At 73.5% G+C, this 25,473-nt stretch carries 15 protein-coding genes; 5 read left to right on the top strand and 10 right to left on the bottom strand.

Translation table 11 applies throughout. The annotated features are described in order from the left end of the window. Window position 1: 1 nt before the first annotated feature. The 3 genes from ACFYPS_RS04025 to ACFYPS_RS04035 are packed head-to-tail and all read right to left on the bottom strand — an operon-like array spanning window position 2 to window position 12,439. Window positions 2-5,026 carry an amino acid adenylation domain-containing protein gene (locus ACFYPS_RS04025; protein WP_387322607.1) on the bottom strand — a complete coding sequence of 1,675 codons (5,025 nt, stop codon included), beginning with the start codon at window positions 5,024-5,026 and terminating at the stop codon, window positions 2-4. Continuing rightward, window positions 5,023-11,454 (bottom strand): amino acid adenylation domain-containing protein, encoded by a 6,432-nt coding sequence (locus ACFYPS_RS04030; protein ID WP_387322609.1) that lies wholly within the window; start codon window positions 11,452-11,454, stop codon window positions 5,023-5,025. The genes ACFYPS_RS04025 and ACFYPS_RS04030 overlap by 4 nt, the downstream gene beginning before the upstream one ends. Before the next feature lie 16 nt (window positions 11,455-11,470). Next, entirely contained in the window at window positions 11,471-12,439 is a 969-nt protein-coding gene (locus ACFYPS_RS04035; protein ID WP_354965239.1) for a ferritin-like domain-containing protein, read from the bottom strand. Window positions 12,440-12,517: 78 nt separating this feature from the next. On the opposite strand from ACFYPS_RS04035, the gene ACFYPS_RS04040 reads away from it, so the two are divergent. After that, a complete protein-coding gene (locus ACFYPS_RS04040) occupies window positions 12,518-13,795 on the top strand; it encodes a condensation domain-containing protein (RefSeq protein ID WP_354965240.1) in 1,278 nt (425 codons plus the stop codon). Here ACFYPS_RS04040 and ACFYPS_RS04045 read toward each other — a convergent pair. Continuing rightward, window positions 13,792-15,324: a GMC family oxidoreductase N-terminal domain-containing protein gene (locus ACFYPS_RS04045; protein ID WP_354965241.1), complete on the bottom strand. Its 1,533-nt coding sequence runs from the start codon at window positions 15,322-15,324 to the stop codon at window positions 13,792-13,794. The genes ACFYPS_RS04040 and ACFYPS_RS04045 overlap by 4 nt on opposite strands. Window positions 15,325-15,403: 79 nt before the next feature. Between ACFYPS_RS04045 and ACFYPS_RS04050 the strand changes: the two genes are divergently transcribed. Further along, window positions 15,404-15,799 (top strand): VOC family protein, encoded by a 396-nt coding sequence (locus ACFYPS_RS04050; protein ID WP_354965242.1) that lies wholly within the window; start codon window positions 15,404-15,406, stop codon window positions 15,797-15,799. Between the two features lie 35 nt (window positions 15,800-15,834). On the opposite strand, the gene ACFYPS_RS04055 is transcribed toward ACFYPS_RS04050, so the two are convergent. Then, on the bottom strand, window positions 15,835-16,890 hold the full coding sequence (locus tag ACFYPS_RS04055) for an acyl-CoA dehydrogenase family protein (RefSeq protein ID WP_354965243.1): 1,056 nt from the start codon (window positions 16,888-16,890) through the stop codon (window positions 15,835-15,837). Between the two features lie 40 nt (window positions 16,891-16,930). After that, a complete protein-coding gene (locus tag ACFYPS_RS04060) occupies window positions 16,931-18,091 on the bottom strand; it encodes an acyl-CoA dehydrogenase family protein (protein WP_387322613.1) in 1,161 nt (386 codons plus the stop codon). 78 nt (window positions 18,092-18,169) lie between these two features. Between ACFYPS_RS04060 and ACFYPS_RS04065 the strand changes: the two genes are divergently transcribed. Continuing rightward, a complete protein-coding gene (locus tag ACFYPS_RS04065) occupies window positions 18,170-19,009 on the top strand; it encodes a thioesterase family protein (protein WP_354965245.1) in 840 nt (279 codons plus the stop codon). Window positions 19,010-19,025: 16 nt separating this feature from the next. On the opposite strand, the gene ACFYPS_RS04070 is transcribed toward ACFYPS_RS04065, so the two are convergent. The 4 genes from ACFYPS_RS04070 to ACFYPS_RS04085 all read right to left on the bottom strand — a co-directional run bounded on the left by ACFYPS_RS04070 (window position 19,026) and on the right by ACFYPS_RS04085 (window position 22,664). Beyond that, window positions 19,026-19,790, bottom strand: a complete 765-nt coding sequence (locus ACFYPS_RS04070) for an ABC transporter permease (RefSeq protein ID WP_387322615.1) — start codon at window positions 19,788-19,790, stop codon at window positions 19,026-19,028. Further along, complete coding sequence (locus ACFYPS_RS04075) at window positions 19,787-20,560, bottom strand: ABC transporter permease (protein WP_354965247.1); 774 nt, start codon at window positions 20,558-20,560, stop codon at window positions 19,787-19,789. The genes ACFYPS_RS04070 and ACFYPS_RS04075 overlap by 4 nt, the downstream gene beginning before the upstream one ends. Beyond that, a complete protein-coding gene (locus ACFYPS_RS04080; protein ID WP_387322618.1) occupies window positions 20,557-21,534 on the bottom strand; it encodes an ATP-binding cassette domain-containing protein in 978 nt (325 codons plus the stop codon). The genes ACFYPS_RS04075 and ACFYPS_RS04080 overlap by 4 nt, the downstream gene beginning before the upstream one ends. A 77-nt stretch (window positions 21,535-21,611) precedes the next feature. Beyond that, entirely contained in the window at window positions 21,612-22,664 is a 1,053-nt protein-coding gene (locus ACFYPS_RS04085) for a phosphate acyltransferase PlsX (RefSeq protein ID WP_354965249.1), read from the bottom strand. 167 nt (window positions 22,665-22,831) lie between these two features. Here ACFYPS_RS04085 and ACFYPS_RS04090 point away from each other — a divergent pair, with 167 nt between their 5' ends. Both ACFYPS_RS04090 and ACFYPS_RS04095 read left to right on the top strand, forming a co-directional pair. Then, entirely contained in the window at window positions 22,832-23,425 is a 594-nt protein-coding gene (locus tag ACFYPS_RS04090) for a nucleotidyltransferase family protein (RefSeq protein WP_354965250.1), read from the top strand. 109 nt (window positions 23,426-23,534) lie between these two features. Then, on the top strand, window positions 23,535-25,436 hold the full coding sequence (locus ACFYPS_RS04095) for a S9 family peptidase (protein WP_387322621.1): 1,902 nt from the start codon (window positions 23,535-23,537) through the stop codon (window positions 25,434-25,436). Window positions 25,437-25,473: the final 37 nt, after the last annotated feature.

A 25,473-nucleotide genomic window follows, 5' to 3' on the forward strand; every position in this document is an offset into this window, starting at 1 on the left:
GTCAGCCGTCCCCGGCGATCGGGCCGGCCCAGGCGCCCGGATCGTCCGGCACCCGGCGCACGGTCAGCTCGCCCAGGCACACGTCGCGCCACCAGTCGACGCTCGTCGGGTCCGGCTCGGACGGGCAGAGCAGCGTGACGTCTCCCGCGTACGGGGAACTGCCGTAACCGTCGCCAGTCACCGGGTCGGCGACCACCAGCCCGACGACGTCCACCCCCGATTCGGTGAGCTGCCGAGCCAGCTCCAACGCCAGCACCCCGGCCTCGCCCCGGCCAACCAGCGTCAGCGACCCGGTCGACAGGTGCTCGGCCAGCGCCGCCGTGTAGTCGGCCGCGAGGCGTTGCACCAGCGGCGCCGGGTCCAGGCCGGCGTAGCGGTGCAGGCCGGTGTCCGCGATCCCGCACACGGCTCCCGAGCCGGCCAGCCGCTCGGCCAGCCCGGCGTACCCGTCGAGGCCGCCGCTACCGTCGTGGACCAGGACGTACCGGGGCGGGACCCCGCCGGCCAGCGACACCACCTCGCCGGTGTCGCTGCCCGCCGGTTGCTCGTCGGGCCGGACGCTGCCGACGGCAGCCAGGTGGTCGGCGAGGTCGGCCACGGTCGGGTGCTCCAGGATCCGGCGCAGCAACTCGTCGAAGAAGACGTCGGCGGCGGCCGGCACCCGCTCGGCGAGCTGGCCGGCGAGCTTCGCGGCGAGCAGCGAGTCACCGCCGAGGGCGAAGAAGTCCGCGTCCCGCCCGACCCGATCCACCCGCAGCACGTCGGCCCAGACGGCCGCGATCCGCTCCTCCAACTCGGTGAGCGGCGCCGCGGCGGCCACCTCGGGACCGGCCGTCGTGGCCGCCACCAGCCGTCGTACGGCCGTGCGGTCCAGCTTGCCGTTCGCCGTGCGGGGCAGCTCGTCGACCACCCGCAGCACGCCCGGAATCATGTAGTCGGGCAGCCGCTCGGCCAGGTGTGTCCGCAGCTCATCAGGTACCACCCGCCGCCGGTCGGCCTTGACCCGGGCGGCGATGATCCGCATGCCGAGCCCGGCCATCGGATCGCCGGCCGCCGGCAGGTCGAGCACGGGGGACGCGCCGGCGGCGGCGAGCAGGCTGCGCCACTCGTCGCCGGTGAGGAACGTCCGGTCGGTGCCGTGGCGCAGGTCGGCGAAGTCCCCGAGGTCGTCGTCGAGCCGGACCAGCAACTCCAGCGACGTCATGATCTGGTAGTGCTCCCGGGTCATCTCCAGCAGCACCAGGTGCCCGCCGGGGGCGAGCAGGCCGCGCAGCCGCGCCAGGGTGGCCGGTACGTCCCGGGTGGCGTGCAGGACGTCGCCGGCGATCACGATGTCGGCGCTGTTCGGCGGCATCCCCTGCCCGGCCAGGTCGGCGTCGAGGTCCAGTTGCGCGAAGCGGATGCCCGGCCGGTCGGCGAAGCGTTGCCGGCCGGCACCGAGGAAGAACGCGGACAGGTCGGTGTAGAGGTAGTCGACGTCGAGGCCGTCCAGCGCGTCGAGCACGGCCGCGGTGGTGCCGCCGGACCCGGCGCCGACCTCGACGATGCGCACCGGCCCGGTCAGCCGCTCGGCGAGGGCGCGGACGGTCGCGGCCGCGACCGTGTTGGCCCACCGGTTGAAAAGGGCGTCGGCGTAGAGGTTGTCCGACACCGACAGTTCGCCGCCGGGGAAGAGCAGCGCGAGGGGGTCCTCGTCGCCGCGCAGCAGCGCCGGCAGCGCGGCGGCGCTGGCCTGGAAGTACCGGACCAGCTCGGGAGACTCCCCGACCGACGCGGCCCGCTCGGCCGCCGCGTCCCAGGCGCGCGCGGCGGGCGGCGGCGCTGCCACCAGCCGGTAGCCGTCGTCGTGGCGAAGCACCCCGGAGTCGGTGAGCGCCCGCAGCCAGCGGCGCAGCAGCCGGCGGTGCCGGGGCGCGACGCGGGTGGCGGCGTACACCTCGGCCAGGCTGTGCGGGCGGTCGTCGAGGGCGAGCCCGGCGGCGCGCAGGGTGTCCAGCATGGCGGCGAGGCCGAGGCGGTCCAGCTCGCGCAGGTACGCGTGGTACACGCCGAGGTCGGTGCCGGCGACCAGGGCGGTCCCGGCCGCGGTGGGCCCGGCGGAGTCGACCGGCTGCCCGGGACCGGGTTCGACGGCGGCGGGCTGGACGACGGCGGCCAGTCGCTTCTCCAGTGGACGGTCACCGTCCACCACGGCGATCGCCCCGCCCACCGCGGGGTGCGTCAGCAGCGCCGACTCGACCTCGGCCAACTCGATCCGATGGCCGCGGATCTTGACCTGGAAGTCCTCCCGACCGAGGAACTCGATGGTGCCGTCGGGCAGGTAGCGCCCGAGGTCACCGGTGCGGTACAGCCGCTCGCCGCTGGCCGGGTCGGTGACGAACCGCTCGGCCGTGCGCGCCTCGTCGCCGAGGTAGCCCAGCGCCAGCCCCGCCCCGCCGATGTACAACTCCCCGGTGACCCAGTCCGGTCGGGGTCGCAGCGCGGCGTCACGCACGTGCCAGGTCTGGTTGGTCAGCGGCACCCCGTACGGGATGCTGCGCCAGGCGGGGTCGACCCGGCCGATCGGGTGGATGATCGACCAGATGGCGGCCTCGGTCGCGCCGCCGAGGCTGACCACGGCCAGGCCGGGGACCAGGTCGCGGATCTGGTCCGGCAGGGTCACCGGAATCCAGTCGCCGCTGAGCAGGGCCAGCCGCAGCGAGGGGATCCGGACCATCGGCGCGGCCGCGAGGTAGTCGGCGAGCATCTGCAGCTGCGCCGGCACCGAGTTCCAGACGGTCACCTCGTTCTCGGCGACCAGTTCGGCCCAGTGGGTGGGGTCACTCCGCCGCTCGGGCGCCGGCAGCACCAGCGCGGCGCCGACCGCGGGCGGGCCGAACAGGTCGTAGACGGACAGGTCGAAGCCGAGGTTGGCCAGGCCGAGCACCCGGTCGTCCGGGGTCACGTCGAACCGGCTGTTGATGTCCACCACGGTGTTCAGGGCCGCCCGGTGGGTGATCACCACGCCCTTCGGCGTGCCCGTCGACCCGGACGTGTGGATGACGTACGCCCGGTCGTCCGGGCCGACCATCCGCGCCGGCAGCTCCGTCGGCGCCGGACCGTCGCAGTCGTCCACCGCGATCGACTGCACCCCCGCCGGCCAGTCGCCGTCCACCCGGGCAGACTCGGTGAGGACGTGCCGGATCCCCGCGCCAGCGAGGATCAGGTCACGACGGGCGGGCGGCTGGTTGGTGTCGATCGGCACGTACGCGGCGCCCGCCAGCAGCGCCCCGAACACCGCGACCACCTGCCGCCAGCCCTTGTCGGCGACCACCGCGACCAGGTCACCGGGCCGGCAGCCCTTCTCTGCCAGCCGGGCGGCCACGGCGGCGGCACGGCCGGTGAGCTGCCGGTAGGTGAGCGTGCCGTCCGGGGCCACCACGGCCACCCGGTCCGGTGTCCGCAGCGCCTGGGCGAGGACGCCCTCGTGCAGCAGCCCGTCGGGCAGCGTCGCGGCGGTGGCGTTGACCTCGGCGCGGCGACGGGCGCTCGCCTCGGGCAGCGCGACCGGGGCCAGCTCCTCCCACGCCTCGTCGGTGCGCGCCAGCCGGCGCAGCAGCGCGGCGTACGCGGCGAACATCTCGTCGACCACGCCGTCGGGAAAGACGCCGTCGCGGACGTCCCAGTTGGTGGCCAGCCCGCCGGAACGCTCGATGTTCTGGCAGTCGATCCACACCTGCGGGGTCTGGCTGATGCCGTACCCCAGCTCGCCGAAGCCCTCCACGCCGGTGTCGCCGCCCAGGCCGATGGCGCTGGTGAAGACGATGGGCATCAGCGCGGCGTCGGCGCCCCGGCGGCGGGCCAGCTCGCGCACCACGTCGACGCCGGAGAACCGGCGGTGGTCCAGGTCGGACCAAAGCTGCGCCTGGATCCGCTTGGCCCGCTCCTGGACCGGCGCGTCCGGGCTCTGCTCCACGGCGAGCAGGCTGACCGAGGTGAAGTCGCCGACGATCCGATCCACCTGCGGGTGCGTCGGCGTCCGGTTGAGCAGGGTGACGTCGACGGTGAAGCGCGGGTGCGCGCTCCACGCGGCGATCACCTCGACGTACGCGGCGAGCACCGCCCCGGAGGGGCTGATCCCGTGCTGCCCGGCGCGCTGGCGCAACCCGGCCCACTCGGACGGGTCCAGCCGCAGGTCGAGGCGGCGGAAACGGGGCGGCGCGGCCGTGCCGTCGCCGCACAGGGGCAGTTCCGGGGCGGGGGGCAGGTCGTCGAGCCGGGCCAGCCACCAGTCCCGGTCGGCCTGGTGGCGGGGGCCGCCGCGCAGCGGCTCGGTGGCCAGCAGGTGGTCGCGGAACGTCAGCGTCAGCTCGTCGGCGGGCGGGTCACCGGCGTACCGGCGGCCCAGCTCGTCGAGCAGGATGTTGATGCTGACGAAGTCGCAGATCAGAAAGTCGATCGAGAAGTGCAGGACGCAGCGCCCCGGGCCGCGGGTGACCCGGAGCGTGAACAGCGGCCACTGCTGCGGGTCGTAGCGGCGGTGGTCCAGCTCCGCCCGGGTGGCGGCCACCGCGTCGTCGAAGCCGGCCGCGTCGGCGTCGCGCGCCTCGATCCGGTACGCCGGCACGTCGGGTCGTACCTGCTGGGAGCCGTCGCGGTTGACGACGGCCCGCAGCATGTCGTGTCGGGCGACGACCTCGTGCCAGGCGCGTTCCAGCCGGTCGACGTCCAGCTCGGTGAAGGTCAGCTCGCCGTACCCGTGGCAGCCGACGCCGCCGTAGGCGAAGCCGTCGCCCCGCCCGAGCAGGTACGCGCTCTGCACGTCGGTGAGCGGGAACGGCTCGTGGCGCTGCTCGGGGTGCGGCACGGCGGTGGGCGCGGCGGCGTCGCGCAGCACGGCCAGCACCTGTTCCTTGTGCTGGCGCAGCGCGGCGCGTCGCTGTTCGGTGAGGGCGCCGGTGGGGGCCCGGAAGCGGAGTTGGCCGTCCTCCTCCCAGAGTTGGACCCCGAACTGCGCCAGCTCGGCAACCAGGTCCTGCCCGTTCATATCGCCCCTTCCTCGTACGTGCCGGCGGCGTGCTGCACGGCGGTGGCCAGGTCCGCGATGGTCGGCCGGTCGAGCAGGCCCCGCATCGGCAGGTCGACGCCGTACCGCTCGCGCAGCACGGCCAGCAGCCGGGTGGCGAGCAGGCTGTCCCCGCCGAGGCTGAAGAAGTTCCGGGTGCGGCCGGGGACGGGGCAGCTCAGCAGGTCGGCCCAGAGCGCGCCGAGGTCGCTCTCCAGGCCGGGCCGGGGCGGCTCGTCGGCCGGCCCGCTGTCCCCGCTGGCCAGCAGGGTGGCCACCGCGCCCCGGTCGATCTTGCCGTTGCCGCTCAGCGGCAGCCGGTCGAGCACCGCGACGTGCTCCGGCACCATGTACGCCGGCAGCCGGTCGACGACGAACGTGCTGGTGACGTCCGGGTCGAGGGTGACGTCCGGCTCGGGCACGACGGCGGCGGCGAGCCGGCGGGTGCTCGTGCCGACGGCGACCACGACCGCGTCGCGTACCCCGGGGCACTCCAGCAGGGCCGCTTCGACCTCGCCCAGTTCGATACGGTGTCCGCGAATCTTGACCTGGAAATCGGCCCGGCCGAGGAACTCCAGCGTCCCGTCCGGCCAGTACCGGCCCAGGTCACCCGTGCGATACCACCGCACCCCGTCCTGCGCCACGAACCGCTGTGCCGTGCGCTCGGGGTCGCCCCGGTAACCCGCCGCCACCCCGGCGCCACCGATCCACAACTCCCCCACCACCCAGTCCGGACAGTCCCGCCCCCGCCCGTCCACGACCCGGTAGCGCTGGTTGGGCAGGGGGAAGCCGTACGGGATGGACCGCCAGTGCGCGGGGACCACGTCCACGTCGAACGCGTTGGACCAGATGGCCGCCTCGGTGGCGCCGCCGAGGGCGGTCAGCCGGGCGTCCGGGCGGCGGGCGACGAGCCGGTCGCGCAGGTCCAGGCCGACCCAGTCGCCGGAGACCAGGGCGTGCCGCAGCGCGCCGAGCGGTTCGTCGCCGGCCGCGGTGAGCAGCATGTCGAGCAGGGCGGGCACGGTGTTCCAGATGGTGACGCCGTGCTGGCGGACGAGGCGCAGCCAGGTGCGGGCGTCGCGCCGCTGCTCCTCCTCGACGAGCACCACCGCGCCGCCGACGCCGAGGAGCCCGAAGATGTCGAACACCGACAGGTCGAAGTCGAGCGCCGACACCGCCAGCACCCGGTCGTCCGCGCCGAGGCGCAGGCGGTCGCTGACCGCGGCGAGGGTGTTCAGGGCCGCCGCGTGGGACACCTCGACGCCCTTGGGCTCGCCGGTGGAGCCGGAGGTGAAGATGACGTACGCCAACGCGTCCGCGTCGACCGGCACGCACCCGTCGAGGGCCGGCCCGCCGTCGCCGGCCGGGGCGAGTCCGTCCGCGCCGACGACCGTCTTCACGTCGGCCCGGGTGAAGATCCGCTCCCGGCGGACCACCGGCTGGTCGACGCCGACCGGCACGTACACGCCCCCTGCCGCGAGCACACCCAACACCGCGACGACCTGGTCGACACCCTTGGGCAGGCACACCCCGACCGCGTCCCCGGGACCGACACCGGCCCGGCCCAAGGCCCCGGCCAGCGTCAACGCCCGTCCGGCCAGCTCCCCGTAGGACACCACCACCTCATCGCCCAGCAGCGCCACCCGCCCCGGCTCCCGCCCCGCCCGCGCGAAGAACCCGTCGTGCAGCAGGCCCGGTGGGGTCGGCGCGGTGGTCGCGTTCACCCGGTGGCGGACCGCCCGCTGCGCCTCGGGGAGCCCGACCGGCGCGGTTCGTGCCCAGTCGCCGGCGGCCAGGGTGGTCAGCAGCTCGACGTACGCGGCGAACATCGCCTCCACCATGCCGGCCGGGAACAGCTCGGCGACCACGTCCCAGTTGACGCTCAGGCCGCCGTCGCGTTCCATGACCTGGTTGTCCAGCCACACCTGCGGGGTCTGCGACGCTCCCCAGATCTGCTCACCGAACGGCAGGGACATGTTGACCAGTTCGTCGCTGATGCCCAACGCGCTGGTGAAGACCACCGGCATGGTGGCGGCGGGCGCGCCGGTACGCCGGGCGATCTCCCGCAGCACCCAGATGGCGGAGACCCCGTTGTGCTCCATGCCGTCCCACATCCGCTCCTGAAGGCGGCGGACCAGGGTCAGGAAGTCGTCGTCGACGCCGGGCCGGTGCGGGACGAGCAGCAGCGAGGTGAAGTCGCCGAGCACGTGGTCGATGTCGGGGTGGACCTCCCGGCGGTCGAAGAGGGTCAGGTTGAGGGTGAGGTCGCCTCGCCCGCTCCAGGCCGAGAGCACCTCGGCGTAGGCGGTGGCGAGCACGGCGGCCGGGCTCACCCCGTGGGCGCGGGCGGCGTCCACCAGGGCGGTCCACGCCGCCGGGGTGAGCCGAGCCTCGTGGCGGACGAAGCGGGGCGCGCGTACCCGTTCGGGGTCGACGGCGAGCGGTAGTTGCGGCGCGGGCGGCAGCTCGGCCGACTGCGCCGACCAGTAGCGCTGGTCGGCCTGGATGGTGGCCTCGTCGGGCTGGGCGGTGAGCACATAGTCACGGAAGGACACACCGATCGGGCGCAGTGGCGCGTCGAGGTCGACGTAGAGGGCGGACACCTCGGCGAAGACGGTGACGATGCTGAGCGCGTCGAGCACGATGTAGTCGAAGCTGAACGCCAGCCGGACCCGGCGCTCGCCGTACCGCACAGCCTCGATGGCCACCAGCGGCCAGCGCGTCGGGTCGGCGACGCGGTGTGACAGCCGCTCGCGCAGGTCGGCGAGCGCGGCCTCGCCGTCGCCGACCGGGATGGTCACCTCGGGCGCCTCGGGCTGGATGCGCTGGCGCCCGTCGGGGTCGAAGACGGCCCGCAGCATCTCGTGTCGCCGGACCAGCCGGTTCCAGGCCGCGGTGAGCCGTTCGAGGTCCACGTCCGCGCCGTCGAACTCCCAGTACCAGTGGGATCCGACCTCGCCGAGGGCGAAGTCGCCGGTCCGGCCCATCCAGTACGCCCGCTGCACGTCGGTCGCGGGGAACGGGTCGTGGCGGTGCGCCGGGTCGGCGACGAAGGTCCCGGTCAGCCCGGCTCCCGTGTCGAGCCGGACTCCGGCGGCGAACCCGGCGAGCGTCGGCTCGGCGAAGAGGCGGCGCAGTTGGCCGCCGGCGAGCCCGGCCGCGCGCATCCGGCCGAGCAGCCGGGTGGCGAGCAGGCTGTCCCCGCCGAGGGCGAAGAAGCTGTCGGTGCGGCCGACGGTCGGCACGTCGAGCAGGTCGGCCCAGAGGGTGGCCAGCGTCGTCTCGACCGGCCCGACGGGCGCTTCGACGGTGGTGGGCCGATCGGTGCGGTCGGCGAGCCGGCGGGTGAGCGCCGGCCGGTCGATCTTGCCGTTGCCGCTCAACGGCAGCCGGTCGAGCACCGCGACGTGCTCCGGCACCATGTACGCGGGCAGCCGGTCGACGACGAACGCCCGGACCGCCTCGGGATCCAGGTCGGACTCGGGCACGACGGCGGCGGCGAGCCGGCGGGTGCTCGTGCCCACGGCGACCACGACCGCGTCGCGGACCCCGGGGCACTCCAGCAGGGCCGTTTCGACCTCGCCCAACTCGATACGGTGTCCGCGGATCTTCACCTGGAAGTCCGCCCGGCCGAGGAACTCCACCGTCCCGTCCGGCCAGTACCGGCCCAGATCCCCCGTGCGGTACCACCGCACCCCGTCCTGCGCCACGAACCGCTGCGCCGTGCGCTCCGGATCCCCCCGGTAACCCGCCGCCACCCCGGCACCACCGATCCACAACTCCCCCACCACCCAGTCCGGACAGTCCCGCCCCCGCCCGTCCACCACGCGGCAGCGCTGGTTGGGCAGCGGAAAGCCGTACGGAATGGACCGCCAGTGCGCGGGTACCGCGCCCACCTCGAAGACGGTGGAGTGGATGGCGGTCTCGGTGGTGCCGCCGAGGGCGACGAGCCGGGCGTCCGGGCGCAGCGCCACCAGCCGGTCGCGCAGGTCCAGGCCGACCCAGTCGCCGCCGAGCAGGGCCAGCCGCAGATGCTCCAGCCCTTCCTCCGCCTCGGCCGCGGTCAGCAGCATGTCCAGCAGCGCGGGGACCGACTGCCAGACGGTGACCCGGTGCGCGGCGACGAGCCGACGCCAGGCGTTCGCGTCGCGCCGCTGTTCCTCGCCGATCAGCACGACGGCGCCGCCGGCGCCGAGGAGCCCGAAAATGTCGAACACCGACAGGTCGAAGTCCAGCGCCGACACCGCCAGCACCCGGTCGTCCGCGCCGATGTGGAAACGCCGGCGGATGGCCTCGATGGTGGTGCCGGCGGCGGCGTGCGGCACCTCGACGCCCTTGGGCTCGCCGGTGGAGCCGGAGGTGAAGATGACGTACGCCAACGCGTCCGCGTCGACCGGCACGCACCCGTCCAGGGCCGGCCCGCCGTCGCCGGCCGGGGCGAGCCCACCGTCGCCCACCACGACCGTCGCGCCGGCCCGCTGCCAGATCCGGCTGCGCCGTGCGGCCGGCTGGTCCACGCCGGCCGGCACGTACACGCCGCCGGCGGCGAGCACACCCAACACCGCGACGACCTGGTCGACACCCTTGGGCAGGCACACCCCCACCGCGTCCCCCGGACCAACCCCGGCCCGCGTCAACGCCCCAGCCAACGTCAACGCCCGCCCGGCCAGCTCCCCGTAGGACACCGCCACCTCATCACCCCGCACCGCCACCCGCCCCGGCTCCCGCCCCGCCCACGCGAAGAAGCCCTCGTGCAGCAGGCCGACCGGCAGTGTCGCCGCCGTATCGTTGGCGCGCCGCCGGACCGCCCGCTGCCCAGCGGGCAGCAGGTCGGGCGCCGGCGCCGTCCAGTCGTCGGCGGTCAGCCGGGTCAGCAACTCGACGTACGCGGCGAACATCGCCTCCGACACACCGGGCGGGAACAGCTCCGCCACCAGGTCCCAGTTGAGGTAGAGGCCCCCCTCGCGCTCGGTGACCTGGTTGTCCAGCCACACCTGCGGGGTCTGCGAGGAGGTCCACACCGGGTCGCCGAAGCACGCGCGGACGTCGGCGCCGAACAGGTCGCCGAGGCTGAGCGCGCTGGTGAAGACCACCGGGGCGAACACCCCCCGGTCGGACCGGGCGCGGGCCAGGTCGCGCAGCACGTCCACCCCGGAGTACGCGCTGTGCGCCACGTCCCGGGCGAACTGCTCCTGAAGCCGGCGGGCGCGCTCGACGAACGGCACCTCGTCGGTGGCGTCGACCTCGAGCAGCAGCAGGTTGGTGAAGTCCCCGCTCAGCAACGGCACGTCCGGGTGGTAGGGCGTCCGGTCGTACAGCGGCAGGTTGAGCAGGAAGCGCTGCCGGCTGCTCCAGGCGGCCAGGACCTCGGCGAAGGCCGTCAGGAACACCATCGACAGGGTGACGCCGTGCTCTCGCGCGCGGGCGGCGAGCCGGTCCCGGTCGGCGCCGGAGAGCCAATGGTGGTGCCGCAGCACCCGGTGGCCGGAGATGCGTTCCGGGGCCACGGCCACCGGCAGGTCGGGCCCGCCGGGCAGGTCGGGCACCCGCTGCCGCCAGTAGCGGGCCGCGGCATCGCGGGCGTCGGCCCGGCGCCGCTCGTGGGTGGCCAGATAGCGGGGGTAGCTGTAGCTGATCGCCGGCAGCGGCTCGTCGGGCCGGCGGTAGAGCCGGGCGAGGTCGGCGAGGAGCACCCGGAAGCTGTGCGCGTCGGCGACCAGCATCTCGATCTCCACGTGCACCCGGCTCGCCCCGTCGGGCAGCAGGGAGAGCTGGACGTCGAACACCTCGCCGCGGTCCACCCGCAGGGTGCGGTGGGACAGGGTGGCGCGCAGGTCGGCGAGCCGCCGGTCCCGCTCGCCGTCGGGCAGGTCGCGCAGGTCGTGCACGGTCAGGCCGGGCCAGGCGCCGTCCGGGGTGATCTGCTGCCGCCCGTCGTCGAGGAAGCGCGCCCGGAGCATGTCGTGGCGGCGGACCAGCGCGCGGATCGAGTGGTGCAGCCGGTCCGGGTCCACCTGCCGGCCGTCGAACTCGTTGTAGAAGTGCGCACCCACACCGCCGAGGGCCTGGTCCCCGGCACGTCCGACCCAGTACGCGTGCTGCATGGTGGCCAGGGCGAACGGCTCGTCCGGGTCGACCTCCACCTCGTCGTCGTCCTCGGCCGACTCGCCGGCGGGCGGCGTGTCCCCGTCCGCCGGGTGGGCCAGCGCGTGCCACTGCCGAACGGTGCGGTGCTCGATGAGCTGGGCGAAGGTGAGCCCCGCGCCGGCCCAGCCGGCGGCGAGTCGCATCAGCCCGATCGAGTCCAGGCCGCGCTCCAGCAGGTCGTCGTCGGGCGACACCGGTTCCTCGAGCAGCGCCGCGACGTCGGCGCACATGCCGTCCAGGGTCAGCGTGGTCAGCACTGGCATGTCTACTCCCGACAGGTCAGGCACGGGGGACGCGGATCGAGCGGTCGGCGAACCCGATGAGGTCCAGTCGCTCCAGGCCCTCGCGGACCCGGGGGGTCAGCAGGCCGATGTTGGCCAGGGCGGTCACCACCCGGGCGAAGATGGCCTGCCGGTACTTGATCATCAGCTCGTTGTGCGACGCGAAGTCGACGCCCTCGCTCCGGTCGACCTCGATGCGATCCCAGACGTCCTCGAGCAGGAACCGGCGTCGCATCAGGCTCGCCGAGTCGAGCACCATCTCCTCGCGGTCGGCCAACTCGGCGCTGGTCATCTCCCGGTAGATGCCCTCCAGCGACAGCACTCCGAACGACACGTGCCGGGCCTCGTCGCGGGCGACCAACCGGGTGATGTCGCAGATGAGACGGTCGTGAAAGGTGCTGTTGGCCAGCCGGAACGCGGCCATCGCCAGGGCCTCGACCACGATCTGCATGCCCAGCGCCGTGATGTCCCACCGGGAGTCGGACAGCAGGTCCTTGATGAGTTCGGACAGCGCCGGGTTGATCGGGTACGGGTGCGGCACCTTCTCGCGCAGGTAACGGGAGAAGGCCTCGACGTGTCGGGCCTCGTCGGCGGCCTGGCTCGCGGCGTAGTACTTGCTGTCCAGGTCGGGCACGACCTCGACCAGGCGCGCGGCGACGACCAGCGCCCCCTGCTCACCGTGCAGGAACTGACTCACCATCCACGACTGCAGCTCCCACCGGAAGGTGTCCCACATCGGGCGTCCCCGCCGCGCCAGCGGGGACGACTCGAAGGACGCCATGGCGAACGCGGAGTCGTCGGGTAGCGGCGCACCGAACGGCACCTCGATCGACCAGTCGACATCCGTGCTGGCGTTCCACTGCGCGCTCTTGGCCCGTTCGTAGAGGGAGAGCACGCGGGGCATCTCGGACTCGTACCGCCACGTCAGCTGCGCACGCACGGGGGTGGTCACCGACAGACCAGACATGCGCCCAAGGTACCGAGAGGCAACACAAGATGCCAGACCCTTGATGACAGATACAACGACGGGCGGTACGGTCGTGCCGTGGCTCCCCGACCCGTACCGGCCTCCGTGGGACAGCGGCTGCTCGGCATCATCGAGCACTACCGGGCGGACCACGGGGCGTTGAACTGCCCACTGCTGTGCCGTCTCTCCGGCGACGTCGATGTGGTTACGGTGCGGCGGGCGCTGACCGCGCTGACCGCGCGGCACGAGGCGCTGCGGACCACCTTCACGGGGCGGGGGCCACGGCTGTCCCAGCTGGTGCACGAGCCGCGGCCCGTCGAGCTCACCGTGGTCGACCTGCGGGGCGAGCCCGATCCGCACGCCGCGGCCGACGCGGCCGTCGCCGCGGAGCTGGCCACCCGGGTGGACGTCGCACACTGGCCGACCCGGGCCACCGCCTGGCGGGTCACCGACCACGAGGTGATCCTCTGCTTCACCATGCACCACCTGGTCACCGACGCCTGGTCGTGCGGGCTGCTCTTCGAGGAGCTGCGCACCCTCTGCACCGGGTCACCCGCCGAGCTGCCCCCGGTGCACTGGCAGTACCCGCAGTTCGTGGCCTGGCAGGAGGATCGGCTGGCCGGCGCGGAGCTGGAACGGCAACGCGCGTTCTGGCGCGACCAGCTGACCGGGCTGCGGCTGCCGCGCCTGCCGTACCGCGAGCCGCCACCGGGGGCCACCCCGGGCGTGCTGGCCCGGGATCTCGACACCGGCGTCGCCGACGGGTTGCGCGCCCTGGCCCGGCGCCACCGCACGACGCTGTTCACCGTGGCCCTGGCCGTCTACTACGCGGTCCTGCACCGCGTGACCGGGCAGGGCGATCTCGCCGTCGCCTCGCTGTTCGCCAACCGGAGCCGGCCGGAGAGCCAGGGCACCGTCGGCTTCTGCGCCAACATGGTGGTGCTGCGCACCCGGCTGCCGCCGTTCGCCACCTTCCAGGCCCTGGTGCAGGCGACCCACGCGACGACCGCCGCCGCCTTCGCCAACCAGGAGCAGCCCTACCAGGCCGTGTCCACCGGCAGTGCCAACCTGGGCGGCCGGGTCGACGACGTGGTGTTCCAGATGATGGCCGAGCTGGCGCACCGCGTCCGCGTCGGCGACACCGAGTTCGAGTTGCTCGTCCCGGAGGCGATCGGCAGCCGCTTCGGCACCGAGCTGGCGCTCGCGCCGCGCGGGAACGGGCTGCGGGTGGTGCTGTTCCACACGCCACGGCTGGCGCCGGCGGACGCCGTCCGGCTGCTCGACGGCTACGTCACCGTCGCCCGGGCCGTCGTGGCCAACCCGGGCGCGGCACTGTCGACACTGCTGCGCCGTTAGCGCTCGCCCGCGATCAGCTCGGCGCCCCGCTCACCGATCATGATGCTGGTCAACGCGGCGGGCGCGCGCAGCGGCACTGGCACGATGGACGCGTCCACCACCCGCAGGTTGGCCACGCCGCGCACCCGGCACCGGCCGTCGACGACCGCGCCCGGGTCGTCCGCCGCGCCCATCCGGGCGCCACCGACCAGGTTCAACCGGCTGTACGTGGTGGCGCGCAGCAGGTGGTCCAGTTGCTCGTCGTCGCCCACGACCGCGTCGTCGACGAGCGCGAACCGGGCGACCGTCTTGGTGAAGGCGGCCTGGTTGGCGATCTCCCACGCGTGCCGGTACGCGTCGCGCATCCGGGCGAGGTCACCGTCGGCGGAGTAGAAGTTGAGGCCCACGACGGGGGCCGTTCCGCTGGCGTCGCGCACGGCGATCCGCCCCCGCGACGCCATCGCCATGTCGCCGATCATCACGGTGTTGACCAGGTCGGCGCCGATGATCCGGTCCAGACCCGCGCCGGCGCCCCGGGAGGTGCTCATGCCGGTGAACAGGCTCAAATAGAACGCCTGGTCGGCCTCGTGCCCCGGGATGCCGGCGAGCCGTGCGATGAGCTGCGTACGCGGCCAGTCGCCGCCCACCGTCTCCGGCTCGGGCACCACCAGGATGATCGCGCCGGGCTGGTCGATGACGTCGGTGCCCACGCCCGGCACGTCGACCAGCGGTGTGATCCCTGCGGCGCGCAACTCGTCGGCGGGGCCGATCCCGGAGCGCAGCAGAAGGGCCGGGCTGTACGGCGAGCCGGCGCAGAGGATCACCTCCCCGGCGCCGATGGTCTCCCCCGCGACCTGCACGCCCACCGCCCGCCCGTCGGCCAGCAGCACGCGCTCGACCTCGGCGTCGCCCCGGACGACCAGATTGGGCCGGGACCGGGCCGGGTCCAGGTGGGTGAGCGCGGTCGACATCCGCAGCCGGTCGCGCCGGTTCTGCGGATACATCCCGATGCCGACGGCGTCGGGGGCGTTCATGTCGTCCTGGTAGTCGTGCCCGAGGTTGAGCGCGGCCTGCAGGAAGCCGTCCATCGCGGGTGTCAGCTCGCCGCGCGACCAGCGGGTGATCGGGACGGGACCGTCGGCGCCGTGGTGGTCGCGCTCGCCGAACTGCTGGTCGCTCTCCAGTCGGCGAAAGGCCGGCAGGACCGCCGGCCAGTCCCACTCCGGCAGGCCGCGGGCGCCCCACCCGACGAAATCGGCGGCCGGGGCACGCATCGCGCCCCGGTCGTTGATCTGCGTCGAACCGCCAACCACCCGGCCGCGCCTCAGCGGCGCTTCCCGGCCGGCGACGACGGTCGCCCGCAGGTCCCAGTCGAAGCCGTCCTCGGCCTCCACCGAGCCGGTCCGCAACGCCTCGGGCACGGCCGCTCCGACGAGGTCGGGGCCGGCCTCCAACAGCAGCACGGAACGGGCCGCGTCCTCGCTCAGGCGGGCCGCCAGCACCGCGCCCGCCGCACCCGCGCCGACGATCACGTAGTCGTAGCGAAGCATGGGGTCAGCCTAGCCGAATACACGACATGCCAGGACGCATCACATGTGCTATCCGCGATTCTTCATTAGACTCTCGTGTATGAGTAGAGGCCCGGAAGTCATCCCCACCCTGCGCTACCGCGACGCTCCGGCCGCCATCCGGTGGCTGGTCGACGTCGTCGGCTTCCGCGAGGAGTTGGTCGTCCCCGGTCCGGACGACTCCATCAGTCACGCACAGCTCACCTGGGGCAGCGGCATGATCATGCTCGGTTCGCAGACGGACGGCAGCGACGGCCGGATGGTCCTGGACACCGGGCCCGCCGCGACCTATGTGGTCATCGACGACGTGGCAGCGCACTACGAGCGGGTCGTCGCCGCCGGCGCCGAGGTCGTGCAGAAGCTCCGCGACGAGGACTACGGAGGCCAGGGATACTCCGTCCGCGACGCCGAGGGCAACCTGTGGAGCTTCGGCTCCTACCGACCCGGCTCGTCCTGATCCCCGCCGGCTGATCCGGCGCGCGGCCGGCTGGCTCAGCCGTCGAGCAGCAGCCCGGCCAGCTCGCCCCGAACGTCCGCGACCGTCCCGTCGTAGGTGGCCAACCACCACGCCCGGCGGTACCAGTGGTGCAGTGGCTGCTCCCAGGTGAAGCCACTGCCGCCGTGGGTCTGGATGGCCGCCTCGCAGGCGGTCATCGCGGCCTCGCGGGCCGCCACGCTGGCCGTGAGCACCGCCCGGTCGGCGATCGGGCCCGGCTCCGCGTCGACCGACCACGCGGCCCGGTAGGCCAGCGACCGGGCCGTCTCGACCTGCCCGTAACTCTCGGCCAGCGGATGCGCGACCGCCTGGTTCGCACCGATCGGCTGGCCGAACTGGGTCCGGGTGGCGGCGTACCCGCTGGCCCACGACAGAGCTCTCGCCGCCACGCCGACGGCCTCGGCGGCGAGCAGCGCCAGGCTCCGCCGTCGGGTCACCGCGAGCACGTCGGCTGCGGCGTCCGCGGCCACGAGGGGCGCCGAGGGTACGCCGGTCAGCTCCACCGTCGCGACGGGCCGGGTCGGGTCGAGCGCCTGCCCGCCGGCACCGGCCGGCGCCGGCCGCAACGCGGACGCGTCGACCAGACGCAGCTCGACGCCGCGCGGGCCGCTCGCCGTCACCACCAGGTCCACGGCTTCGGTCACGTTCGGCACTCGGACCTTGCGTCCGGTCAGTGTCCCGTCGGAGGCGACGGCGCAGCCGAGCGCCGGGTCGGTCACCGGCCGACGGACAGCGGCCACGGCGCCGGCGAGAGTGCCCGGGCCGTTCTCCTCGGCCCAGGCCAGCGTCGCGGGAGCGCAGAGAGGGCGACCCGCCGCCCGAAGCGCCGGACCGGCCAGCCCGATCGTGGCCCACCAGGGCGACGGGCTGCGCGCCCAGCCGAGCTGCTCGGCGAGCAGCGCCAGCTCGACCGTGCCCAGCTCCGCGTCCAGCCAGCCGAGGTCGGTCATCTCGGTCCAGGCCCGGCCGTCGCTCAGGGACCGGTCGTCGGCGAGGTACTTGGCCGCGGTGTCCCGCAGCGTCTCCTGTTCGCCGGTCAGTGCGAAGTCCATGGGGTCTCTCCTCGTCGTGGGCGTCGCCGCGAGGCGCGGGTCAGTACGACCGGGGCAGGCCCAGTACGCGCTCGGCGACCAGGTTGCGCAGCACCTCGGAGGTGCCGCCCTCGATGGTGTTGGCGCGGCTGCGCAGCATCTGGTGCCGCCAGTAGCGGTCCCAGCCGTCCGGTTCGGCGCCGGCGCCGAGCAGTTGCACGGCCAGGGTGGTCAGCCGCTGGTGCGCCTGCGACCAGCGCAGTTTGATCACCGAGGTCTCCGGGCCCGGCACCCCGGTACGCGCCAGCTCGGCCAGCCCGCGCCGGTTGGTCCAACGCAGACCCTCCAGCTCGACGTAGCGGGCGGCGATCTGGTCGCGTACCAGGGGGTCGGTGTCCCGGCCCCGGGCCCGCGCGGTCGCGACCAGGCGCCGGAACGCCACCTCCAGCCGGGCGGTCAGGGTGAACCCGAACGTGCCCCGCTCGTGAGCGAGGGTGGTCATCGCGACCCGCCAGCCCTCACCGATCCCACCCACCACCGCGTCGAGCGGCACCCGGACCTCGTCGAACTCGATCTCGGCAAACTCCGCCGCACCGGTCATCTGGCGGATCGGTCGGACCGTGACGCCGGGCGAGCGCAGGTCCACGAGCAGGCAGGACAGCCCCCGGTGGCGCCGCTGCTGCGGATCGGTGCGCGCCAGCAGCAGGCAGTGGTCGGCGAGGTGCGCGTACGACGACCACACCTTGCGCCCGGTCACCACCAGCTCGTCGCCCTCGTGGCGCGCGGCGGTCCGCACGGCGGACAGGTCGCTGCCCGCCTCCGGCTCGGAGAAGCCCTGGCAGAAGATGCTCTCTCCGGTGAGGATCCGCGGCAGGTACCAGGCGCGCTGCTCCGGCGATCCGCAGGCGATGATCGTCGGCCCGACCATGCCGAGGCCGATGACTCCGATGTGCTCGGCGGCCTCGGCGCGGGCCGTCTCCTCCAGGTAGATCGCCTGGTACGCCGGGGCCAACCCGCGCCCGCCGTACTCGGCCGGCCAGGTCAGGCCGGCGTACCCGGCGGCGTGCAGGGCGGAGGTGAACGACCGCACCGCGGCGATGTCGCCCCACCGCCCCTGTGGTGGGGCCCCGTCCGGCCCGGTGGTCGCCGGCACCGCGCCCGCCAGCCACTCGCGCAGTCCCGCCCGGAACTCCGCCTCCTCGGCGCTGTCATGCAGATCCATGCGCCGCATCGTACTCGTATCTGCTTTTGATCTGCAGTATCTTGTTTTTACGCGTTCCAACACCGGAAGGGGTCCTCGATGGCCAGTCTCGCGGACGACGCCGCGGTGCGGCAGACCGCGCCGGGCCGGTACCGCGCCCACCTGGCCGAGGACTGGTCGGTGTGGGGGCCCAACGGCGGCTACCTGGCCGCGATCGCGCTGCGCGCGGCGGGCGAGGAGGCCGGCGCCATGCTGCCGGTGAGCCTGAACTGCCAGTTCCTCGCACCACCGCGCTACGGCGAGGTCGACATCGAGGTGACCCGGGTGCACGGCACCCGCCGCACCGCCGCCCTGCACGTCACCTTGCGGCAACGCGGCCGGACCCTGCTCACCGCACACGTCTGGACCATCGCCGCCGGGCTGCTCGGCCCGGAGCGACGCTGGATGCCGCCACCGGACCTGCCCAAGCCCGACGAGTTGCCCACCCTGGTCGAGCTCATGCGCCGCGACGGCCTGCCCGTGCTGCCGATCTGGGAGCGGTGCTACGAGGTACGCCTGGCCGGCTGGCCCGCCGGCGGCTGGGAGCCGCAACGCGACGGCGTACCGACCATCCGGGGCTGGCTGCGGTTGCACGAGGAGCTACCCGCCGACGCCGGCCCCTGGCTGGCGGCGGCCCGGCTGGTCTTCGCCGTCGACGTGGTGCAGTTCCCGGCGGTCGTGCAGGCGTTCGAGCGGACCACCTTCATGGCCCCGAGCATGGACCTGTACGTGGGTTTCCAGGGCGGCGACAACGGCGCCGGCTGGCTGCTGGTGGAGGGGGAAGCCGCCGCCGCCACCGGCGGGGTGCTCGGCGCCCGCGCCCGCGTCTGGTCGGACACCGGGCTGCTGCTCGCCACCGGCGGTCAACAGATGCTCTACCGGATGGCCAGCCCGGTCTGACCGGCTCCGACTGCTTTCAGCGAGCCGTGCGCCGGCCGAACCGGCGCAGGGCCACCAGCAGGCAGACCGTGCCCAACCCAAGCACCCAGCCGATCGTCTGCAGCACCGGAACGAGGACCGGCCCGCCGCTGGACAGGCCCACCAACGCCTCGGTGGCGACCGAGAAGGGGTTGGCCCGCACCACCGGCTGCACCACCGACGGGAACGCCGACACCGGCACGAAACCCGAGGAGAAGATGAACAACAGGGTCGCCGGACCGGTCAGTGACGGCGGCAGCGACTCCTCGTCACCGGGCCCCGACCCCCGCCACAGCGCGATCGCCGCCCACATCAGGCCGAACAGCGCGATCACCGCGAAGAAGCCGACGACCGCCAGCGGCCCCTCCCGGAACCGGAAACCCAGCAACATCGCCACGCCCGTGGTGAGCGCTCCGATCAGGACGATGCGCAGCACGTCCCCGGCGACCCGGCCGGCCAGCAGCGCCCCCGGCGCCACCGGCATGGTGCGCAGCCGGTCGACCAGCCCGCCCCGCAGGTCACGCAGGAACCCGACGGCGCTCGACGGCGACCCGAACGCGGCGGTGGACAGCACCACCAGTGGGGCCAACCGCTCCAGGTAGTGCTGCCGGTCGCCGTCACCGACGATCCGGCCGAAGACCGCGTACTGGGTGAGCAGGAGCAGCACCGGAAACGCGAACGAGTAGACCAGCGCGGGCGGCGCCCGGAAGAACCGGCGAAGGTTGCGCCCGGCGAACAGCGAGGCCTGCGTGACGGTACTCATCGGCTCCTCCGAAACGAACGTGCCGCGGCCACTCCGAACAGCAGCCCCAGGACCAGCAGCCAGACGAGGGCCGGCCACACCCTCTGCTCGGCGCCCTCGGTGGACAGCGCGCGCAACGCGTCGACCTGGGCGGAGAACGGCGACACCTCCACCACCGGTTGCAGCCAGCCCGGGAACGCGTCGACCGGGACGAAGGCGGTGGAGACCGTGGTGAGCACCAGGTACGGCAGGGTCAGCGCCGAGTACACCTGCTCCGGGTCACGGGCGCCCAGCCCCAGGGCCGCGCAACCAGCCGCAAGTACCACCGCGAAGCCGACCGCCAGCAGCACGAAACCCGCCGCGCCGGCCGCGCCCGCGCTGAACCGGAACCCGACCAGCACCGCGGCGACGAGGATCACCGCCACCGCGACGGCGGCCCGGGCAGCGTCCACCACGAGCCGAGCCGCCGGCACCACGACCGCGCTCATCGGCAGCGTCCGGTAGCGGGCGATCAGGCCGCTGCGAGCATCGCCGGCGATCATGTAGCAGGCCGACATGGCGACCAGGGCGGTGGTCTGCACAACGATCGCCGGCGGGAGGAACTGCTCGTAGGCGATCCCGTAGTCGGACATCAGCCGTCGGAAGACGACCATGAAGCCGGCGAAGAACGCGAGCGGAAAGACGACGGTCAGGCCAACCGACCGGCCGGCGCGGGCCTGCTGGAGGTTACGGGCGGCCAGGACGGTGAACTGCCGCAGCGGGCTGGCCCCGGCATTGGCCGTGGTGCTCACCGGCCGGCCCCCGCCACGCCCGGCGCCATCCTGGACCGGTCCGCGTCCGCGTCGAGGGACCCGGTCACCGAGAGGAACACCTCGTCCAGGGTGGGCCGCCGGACGGTGACGTCGTCGGCCTCCACGCCGGCTGATTCGAGCCGCCGGACGACCTCGGTCAGCGTGCCGGAACCGGCGGCGAGCCGCAGCACGTCCTCGTCCTCGGTCAGCCCCGGGAAGGCGGCACGCAGCTGCTCGACCGCGACCGCCCGCGCCCGTGGGTCCTCCACCCGCACCTCGCAGACCGCGCCGCCGAGCTGACGCTTGAGCTCGTCCGGGGTGCCCTCGGCGACGACCCTGCCGTGGTCGATGAGCAGGACCCGCCCGGCCAACTGGTCCGCCTCCTCCAGGTACTGCGTGGTGAGCAGGACGGCGGTGCCGGCGTCGCGCAACTCCCGGACGATCTCCCAGAGCGCCCGCCGGCTGCGCGGGTCCAGCCCGGTGGTCGGCTCGTCGAGGATCAGCACGGGCCGGTCGACCACCAGGCTCGCGGCCAGGTCGAGGCGGCGGCGCAGGCCACCGGAGTACGTGCGGACCGCCTTGCCCGCCACCTCGCCCAGGTCGAAGCGCTCGACGAGCTCGTCGGCCCGGGTGGCGGCGGCGCGCCGGCCCAGCCCGAGCAGCCGGCCGAACAGGACCAGGTTCTCCCGGCCGGTCAGCAGTTCGTCGAGCGCCGCGAACTGCCCGGTGACCGCGATGCTGCGGCGCACCTCGGAGCCCTGGTCGACCACGTCGAAGCCGGCGACGCGGGCGGTGCCGGCGTCCGGCCTCAGCAGCGTGGTGAGACAGTGGATGGTGGTGGTCTTCCCCGCGCCGTTGGGCCCGAGCAGACCGACCACCTCACCCGCGGCGACCTCGAAGCTCACCCCGTCGACCGCCGCCGTCGTGCCGAACGACCGGCGCAGATCGCTGACCTGGATCATCTGTTGTGACATCGCACCACCCTCATGCCAGGAATCCCGGAACCATATCAACGCTCGTCTTCGCAAAGCCAGATACAAGAATGGATAGTTCAGCCGTCGACGGGGCTGCGTCGCCCCCGGAGTCGCTGCCGGGACGACGCCGCGAACGCCCCGGCGATCCGCCCCACCACACCCGAGCGGAAACACTCCCCGGCGATTCCCACGCTCGCCTCGACGTCGGCCGCCGTGGCCGTCCCGTGACAGATCACGCACACACCGCCTACCCCGAGCAGCGCCCCGCCCGGCTCGGCCGCGAGCCCGTCACGCACCGCCCGGGTCACCCGCCGCTGCCGGTCCCGGGCCAGGACGCCGATCGGCGAGAACGCCCGCACCGCGTCCAGCGCCAAACCGACGGTCGCGTCCAACGTGCGCTCGTACGTCTTCAGCGCCACGTCACCGGTGAATCCGTCGGTCACCGCCACGTCGACGCGGCCTCCGAGCACGTCGTACGCCTCGATCTGGCCGGTGTAACCGGGCATCGTGGCCAGCAGGAGGTGCGCGTCGCGGCGTACCGGCCCGCCCTTGACCGCCTCGTGGCCGTTGGACAGCAGGCCGATCCTCGGTCGGGCCAGCCCCAGCCGAGCCCGTGCGTACTCCGCGCCCAGCACCGCGAACTCGACCAGCCACTCGGGCACGGCCGCGGCGGTCGCGCCGATGTCCAGCAGCACGGTCGGGCCGGCGCCGGGCACCGGCAGCACCATCGCCAGGGCCGGGTTGCTCACCCCCGGCACCCGACCCATCCGGACGGCAGCGGCGAGCACCGCCGCGCCGGTGTTGCCCGCGGTCACCATGGCGTCGGCCCGACCCGCCGCCACCTCCCCAGCGGCGACCAGGAGTGAGGAGCGCCGCTTGGAGTACGTCGCGGCCACCGGATCCTCGGCCATCGCGACCACGTCGGGGGCGTCCACCAGTCGTACGCCGGGCGGCGGGACTCCACCGGGCAGCAGGGGACGGACGAGCGCCGGCGGGCCGACCATCAGCACGTCCACGGTCGCGGCCGCGGCCAGCGCGCCGGCGACGACGGGCTCCGGGCCGAGATCCGCCCCGGCGGCGTCGACCGCCACCCGCAGCCGCCGGCCCGGCCGGTCACCGGAACGTGCCACTATCGCGTCCCAGCCATCCGGCACCTCACCACAAACACGTGACAGCAGATACGAGATGCATGCTAGCCCTCCGGGCCGGCCGGATCACCCCCGGAGCTCTTCGCGGCCTGGTTCAGGCGGGCTCCGAGAAGCCAGAACCGAAGGAGAGCCGGGGCTACACTCCGCGCATGGCTACGGCGGGACTGCTCCTCGCGGCGGGTGCCGGCCGCCGGTTCGGCATGCCGAAGGCTCTCCTGTCGTACCGGGGGCGGCTCCTGGTGGAGCACGCCGCGGAGATCCTCACGGCCGCCGGCTGCCGGCCGGTCGTGGTGGTGCTCGGGGCGCAGGCCGACCGGATCCGCGCCCGGACGCGGCTACCCACCGTGGTGCTCAACGACGACTGGGAGACGGGCATGGGCTCGTCTCTGCGGGCCGGGCTGTCCGCCCTGACGTCCGGCACGGCCGTGGCAACCGTGGTCACGTTGGTCGACATGCCTGGCCTGACCCCCGATGCGGTACGCCGGGTCGCCCGCGACGCCACCGCCGACTCCCTCGCGGTGGCCACCTACCAGGACGGTCGTCGCGGGCATCCGGTGCTGCTCGGCCGTCACCACTGGGCCAGCGTCGCGGCGGCGGCGATCGGGGACCGGGGCGCCCGGGACTACCTACGGGCGCAGGGTGACGCCGTGCGGCTGGTGCCGTGCGCCGACGTCGCCGACGACACCGACATCGACCTGCCCGAACAGGCCGCGGCCCTTGAGGAACATCAGAATGAAAAGTAGCGCTAACGGTGATCTTGAGGCTACCGCTGCTTATCGGCACTCCTGCTGACCTGGCGCGTCGTGCCAACTCGGTCGCGTAGTGCGGTGTTGATGTCGGCAGACTGATCGCATGACAGGTCTGACCGCCGAACTTGTTGTTGATGGGTGCACCCCGCAGGCCCCGGCTCTCGCCCCCAGCGGGCATCTGCTCAGCTACGTCCTTGCTCCCACCAGCCGGACCGGTGACCACCTCAACACTGAAGTCTGGCTCTTCAACATCGATGGCACCGACGCTGCGGGCAGGGTGACGGGCGACACCGCAACGGAGTCCCGGCCACGCTGGTCCGCGGACTCGAACACGCTGTTCTTCCTCTCGGACCGTGCCGAACGCGGTATCCCGCAGCTGCACCGGCTTGTCCCCGCCGATGGCAGGGTGACCGCGTTGACCAGCTGGCGTTCCGGCATCATCGACCACCAACCACTGGCCGCCCCTGGCTTGGTCGCTCTGCTCGCCGAGGACGAACCCACCGAGCAGGACGCGCGCCGTGCCCGGGATCGCGACGACGCCGTTGTCGTCGGCGAGCGGGAACCGTGTGCCCGGTTGCGCCTGCTTGACCTACGTACCGGCCGGATCGCCACGCCGGACGCGTTCGGCGACCGGCACGTCGTAGAACTGCAGCAACGGCCCGACGGCGGGCCCGTCGCCGTGCTCACCCGAGCGAGCGCCGACAACGACTACGGTCCCCGCACCGGCCGGCTGCACCTGTTCGACCCGGTCACTGGGACAGCAGAGGACCTTGGACCGGCCGAGGCCGAAGCGCGCTCTCTGGCCTGGTGGCTCGCCGAGGACGGTTGGCACCTCGGCTACATCGCACTCACTCCACCGGTCCTCCAAGCCGGCACCGCCGTGTTCGACCTGGCCCTGGTCGACCGCATCCAGCGCAATCGAACAGTCGGTCTCTCGATGTGTCCCACCGAGCTGCGCCAGACCGATGCCGTCCCACTGGTCGTGTTCGCCGACGGCCTGAACGCGACCCTGGCCCGGCTCGACCCCACGGGTCTTACGATCCTGTCGCGGCACCCCGGGCGCCTCGACGGCCTCACCACCACGCGCAGCGGCGAGGCCATCGCGGTGCTGACCGGCAGCCGCTATCAGCCTGCCAACGTTCATCTCGGGCCACCGGCTGGGCCGCTGCGGAAGATCACGAATACTCGCCCGGAACTGGACGGCATCACTCTCAGCACGCAAGAACCTTTGACCTACCGTGCCTCCGACGGCCTCGACTTGGACGGATTGCTCGTCCTCCCAGCCGGAAAGAACGCGTCCGAGGGCCCGTTCCCACTCGTCACGATCGTGCACGGCGGCCCGTACGACCGCTACGCCGACCGTTGCCAGTTGTTCTGGTTCCCCAGCGCACAGTGGCTGGCCGCCGCCGGCTACGCGGTGTTCCTGCCCAACCCCCGTGGTGGTCAGGGGCACGGCCACCAGTTCGCTGCCAGCGTCGCCGGCCGGGTCGGCCAGCAGGAGTGGACCGACATCCTGACCGGCATTGACCTGCTCATCACCCAGGGCATCGCCGATTCCGACCGGCTGGGCATCGCTGGCTGGAGCCACGGCGGGTTCATGTCCGCCTGGGCCATCAGCCAAACCGAACGGTTCCGCGCCGCGCTGGTCGGCGCCGGCGTCAGCGACTGGGGCATGCTCGCCGCCACCGGGGAGAACGGCCAGTTCGAAGCCGCGCTCGGAGGCAGCACCGGCTGGTCCGGCATCGGCCCGCACCCCCATGACGCAGTCAGCCCGATCTCCTACGCCAGCCGCATCCGTACTCCGGCGCTCATCCTGCACGGCGCCGAGGACACCAACGTCCCCCTCGGGCAGGCCATGTATCTCCACCGTGCACTGCGCCACTTCGGCGTCGAGCACGAGTTCGTGACCTACCCGAGAGAGGGCCACTCGATCCAGGAACGCACCCACCAGCTCGACGTCATGCGTCGGACCCGCGCGTGGTTCGACCGCTGGCTCCGCCCCTGATTGCCGGCGCGTTGTCCTGCTCATCACCCGGCGAGCC

Origin of the sequence: Micromonospora sp. NPDC005087, from assembly GCF_042872965.1 — a bacterium.
Lineage (GTDB): Bacteria > Actinomycetota > Actinomycetes > Mycobacteriales > Micromonosporaceae > Micromonospora.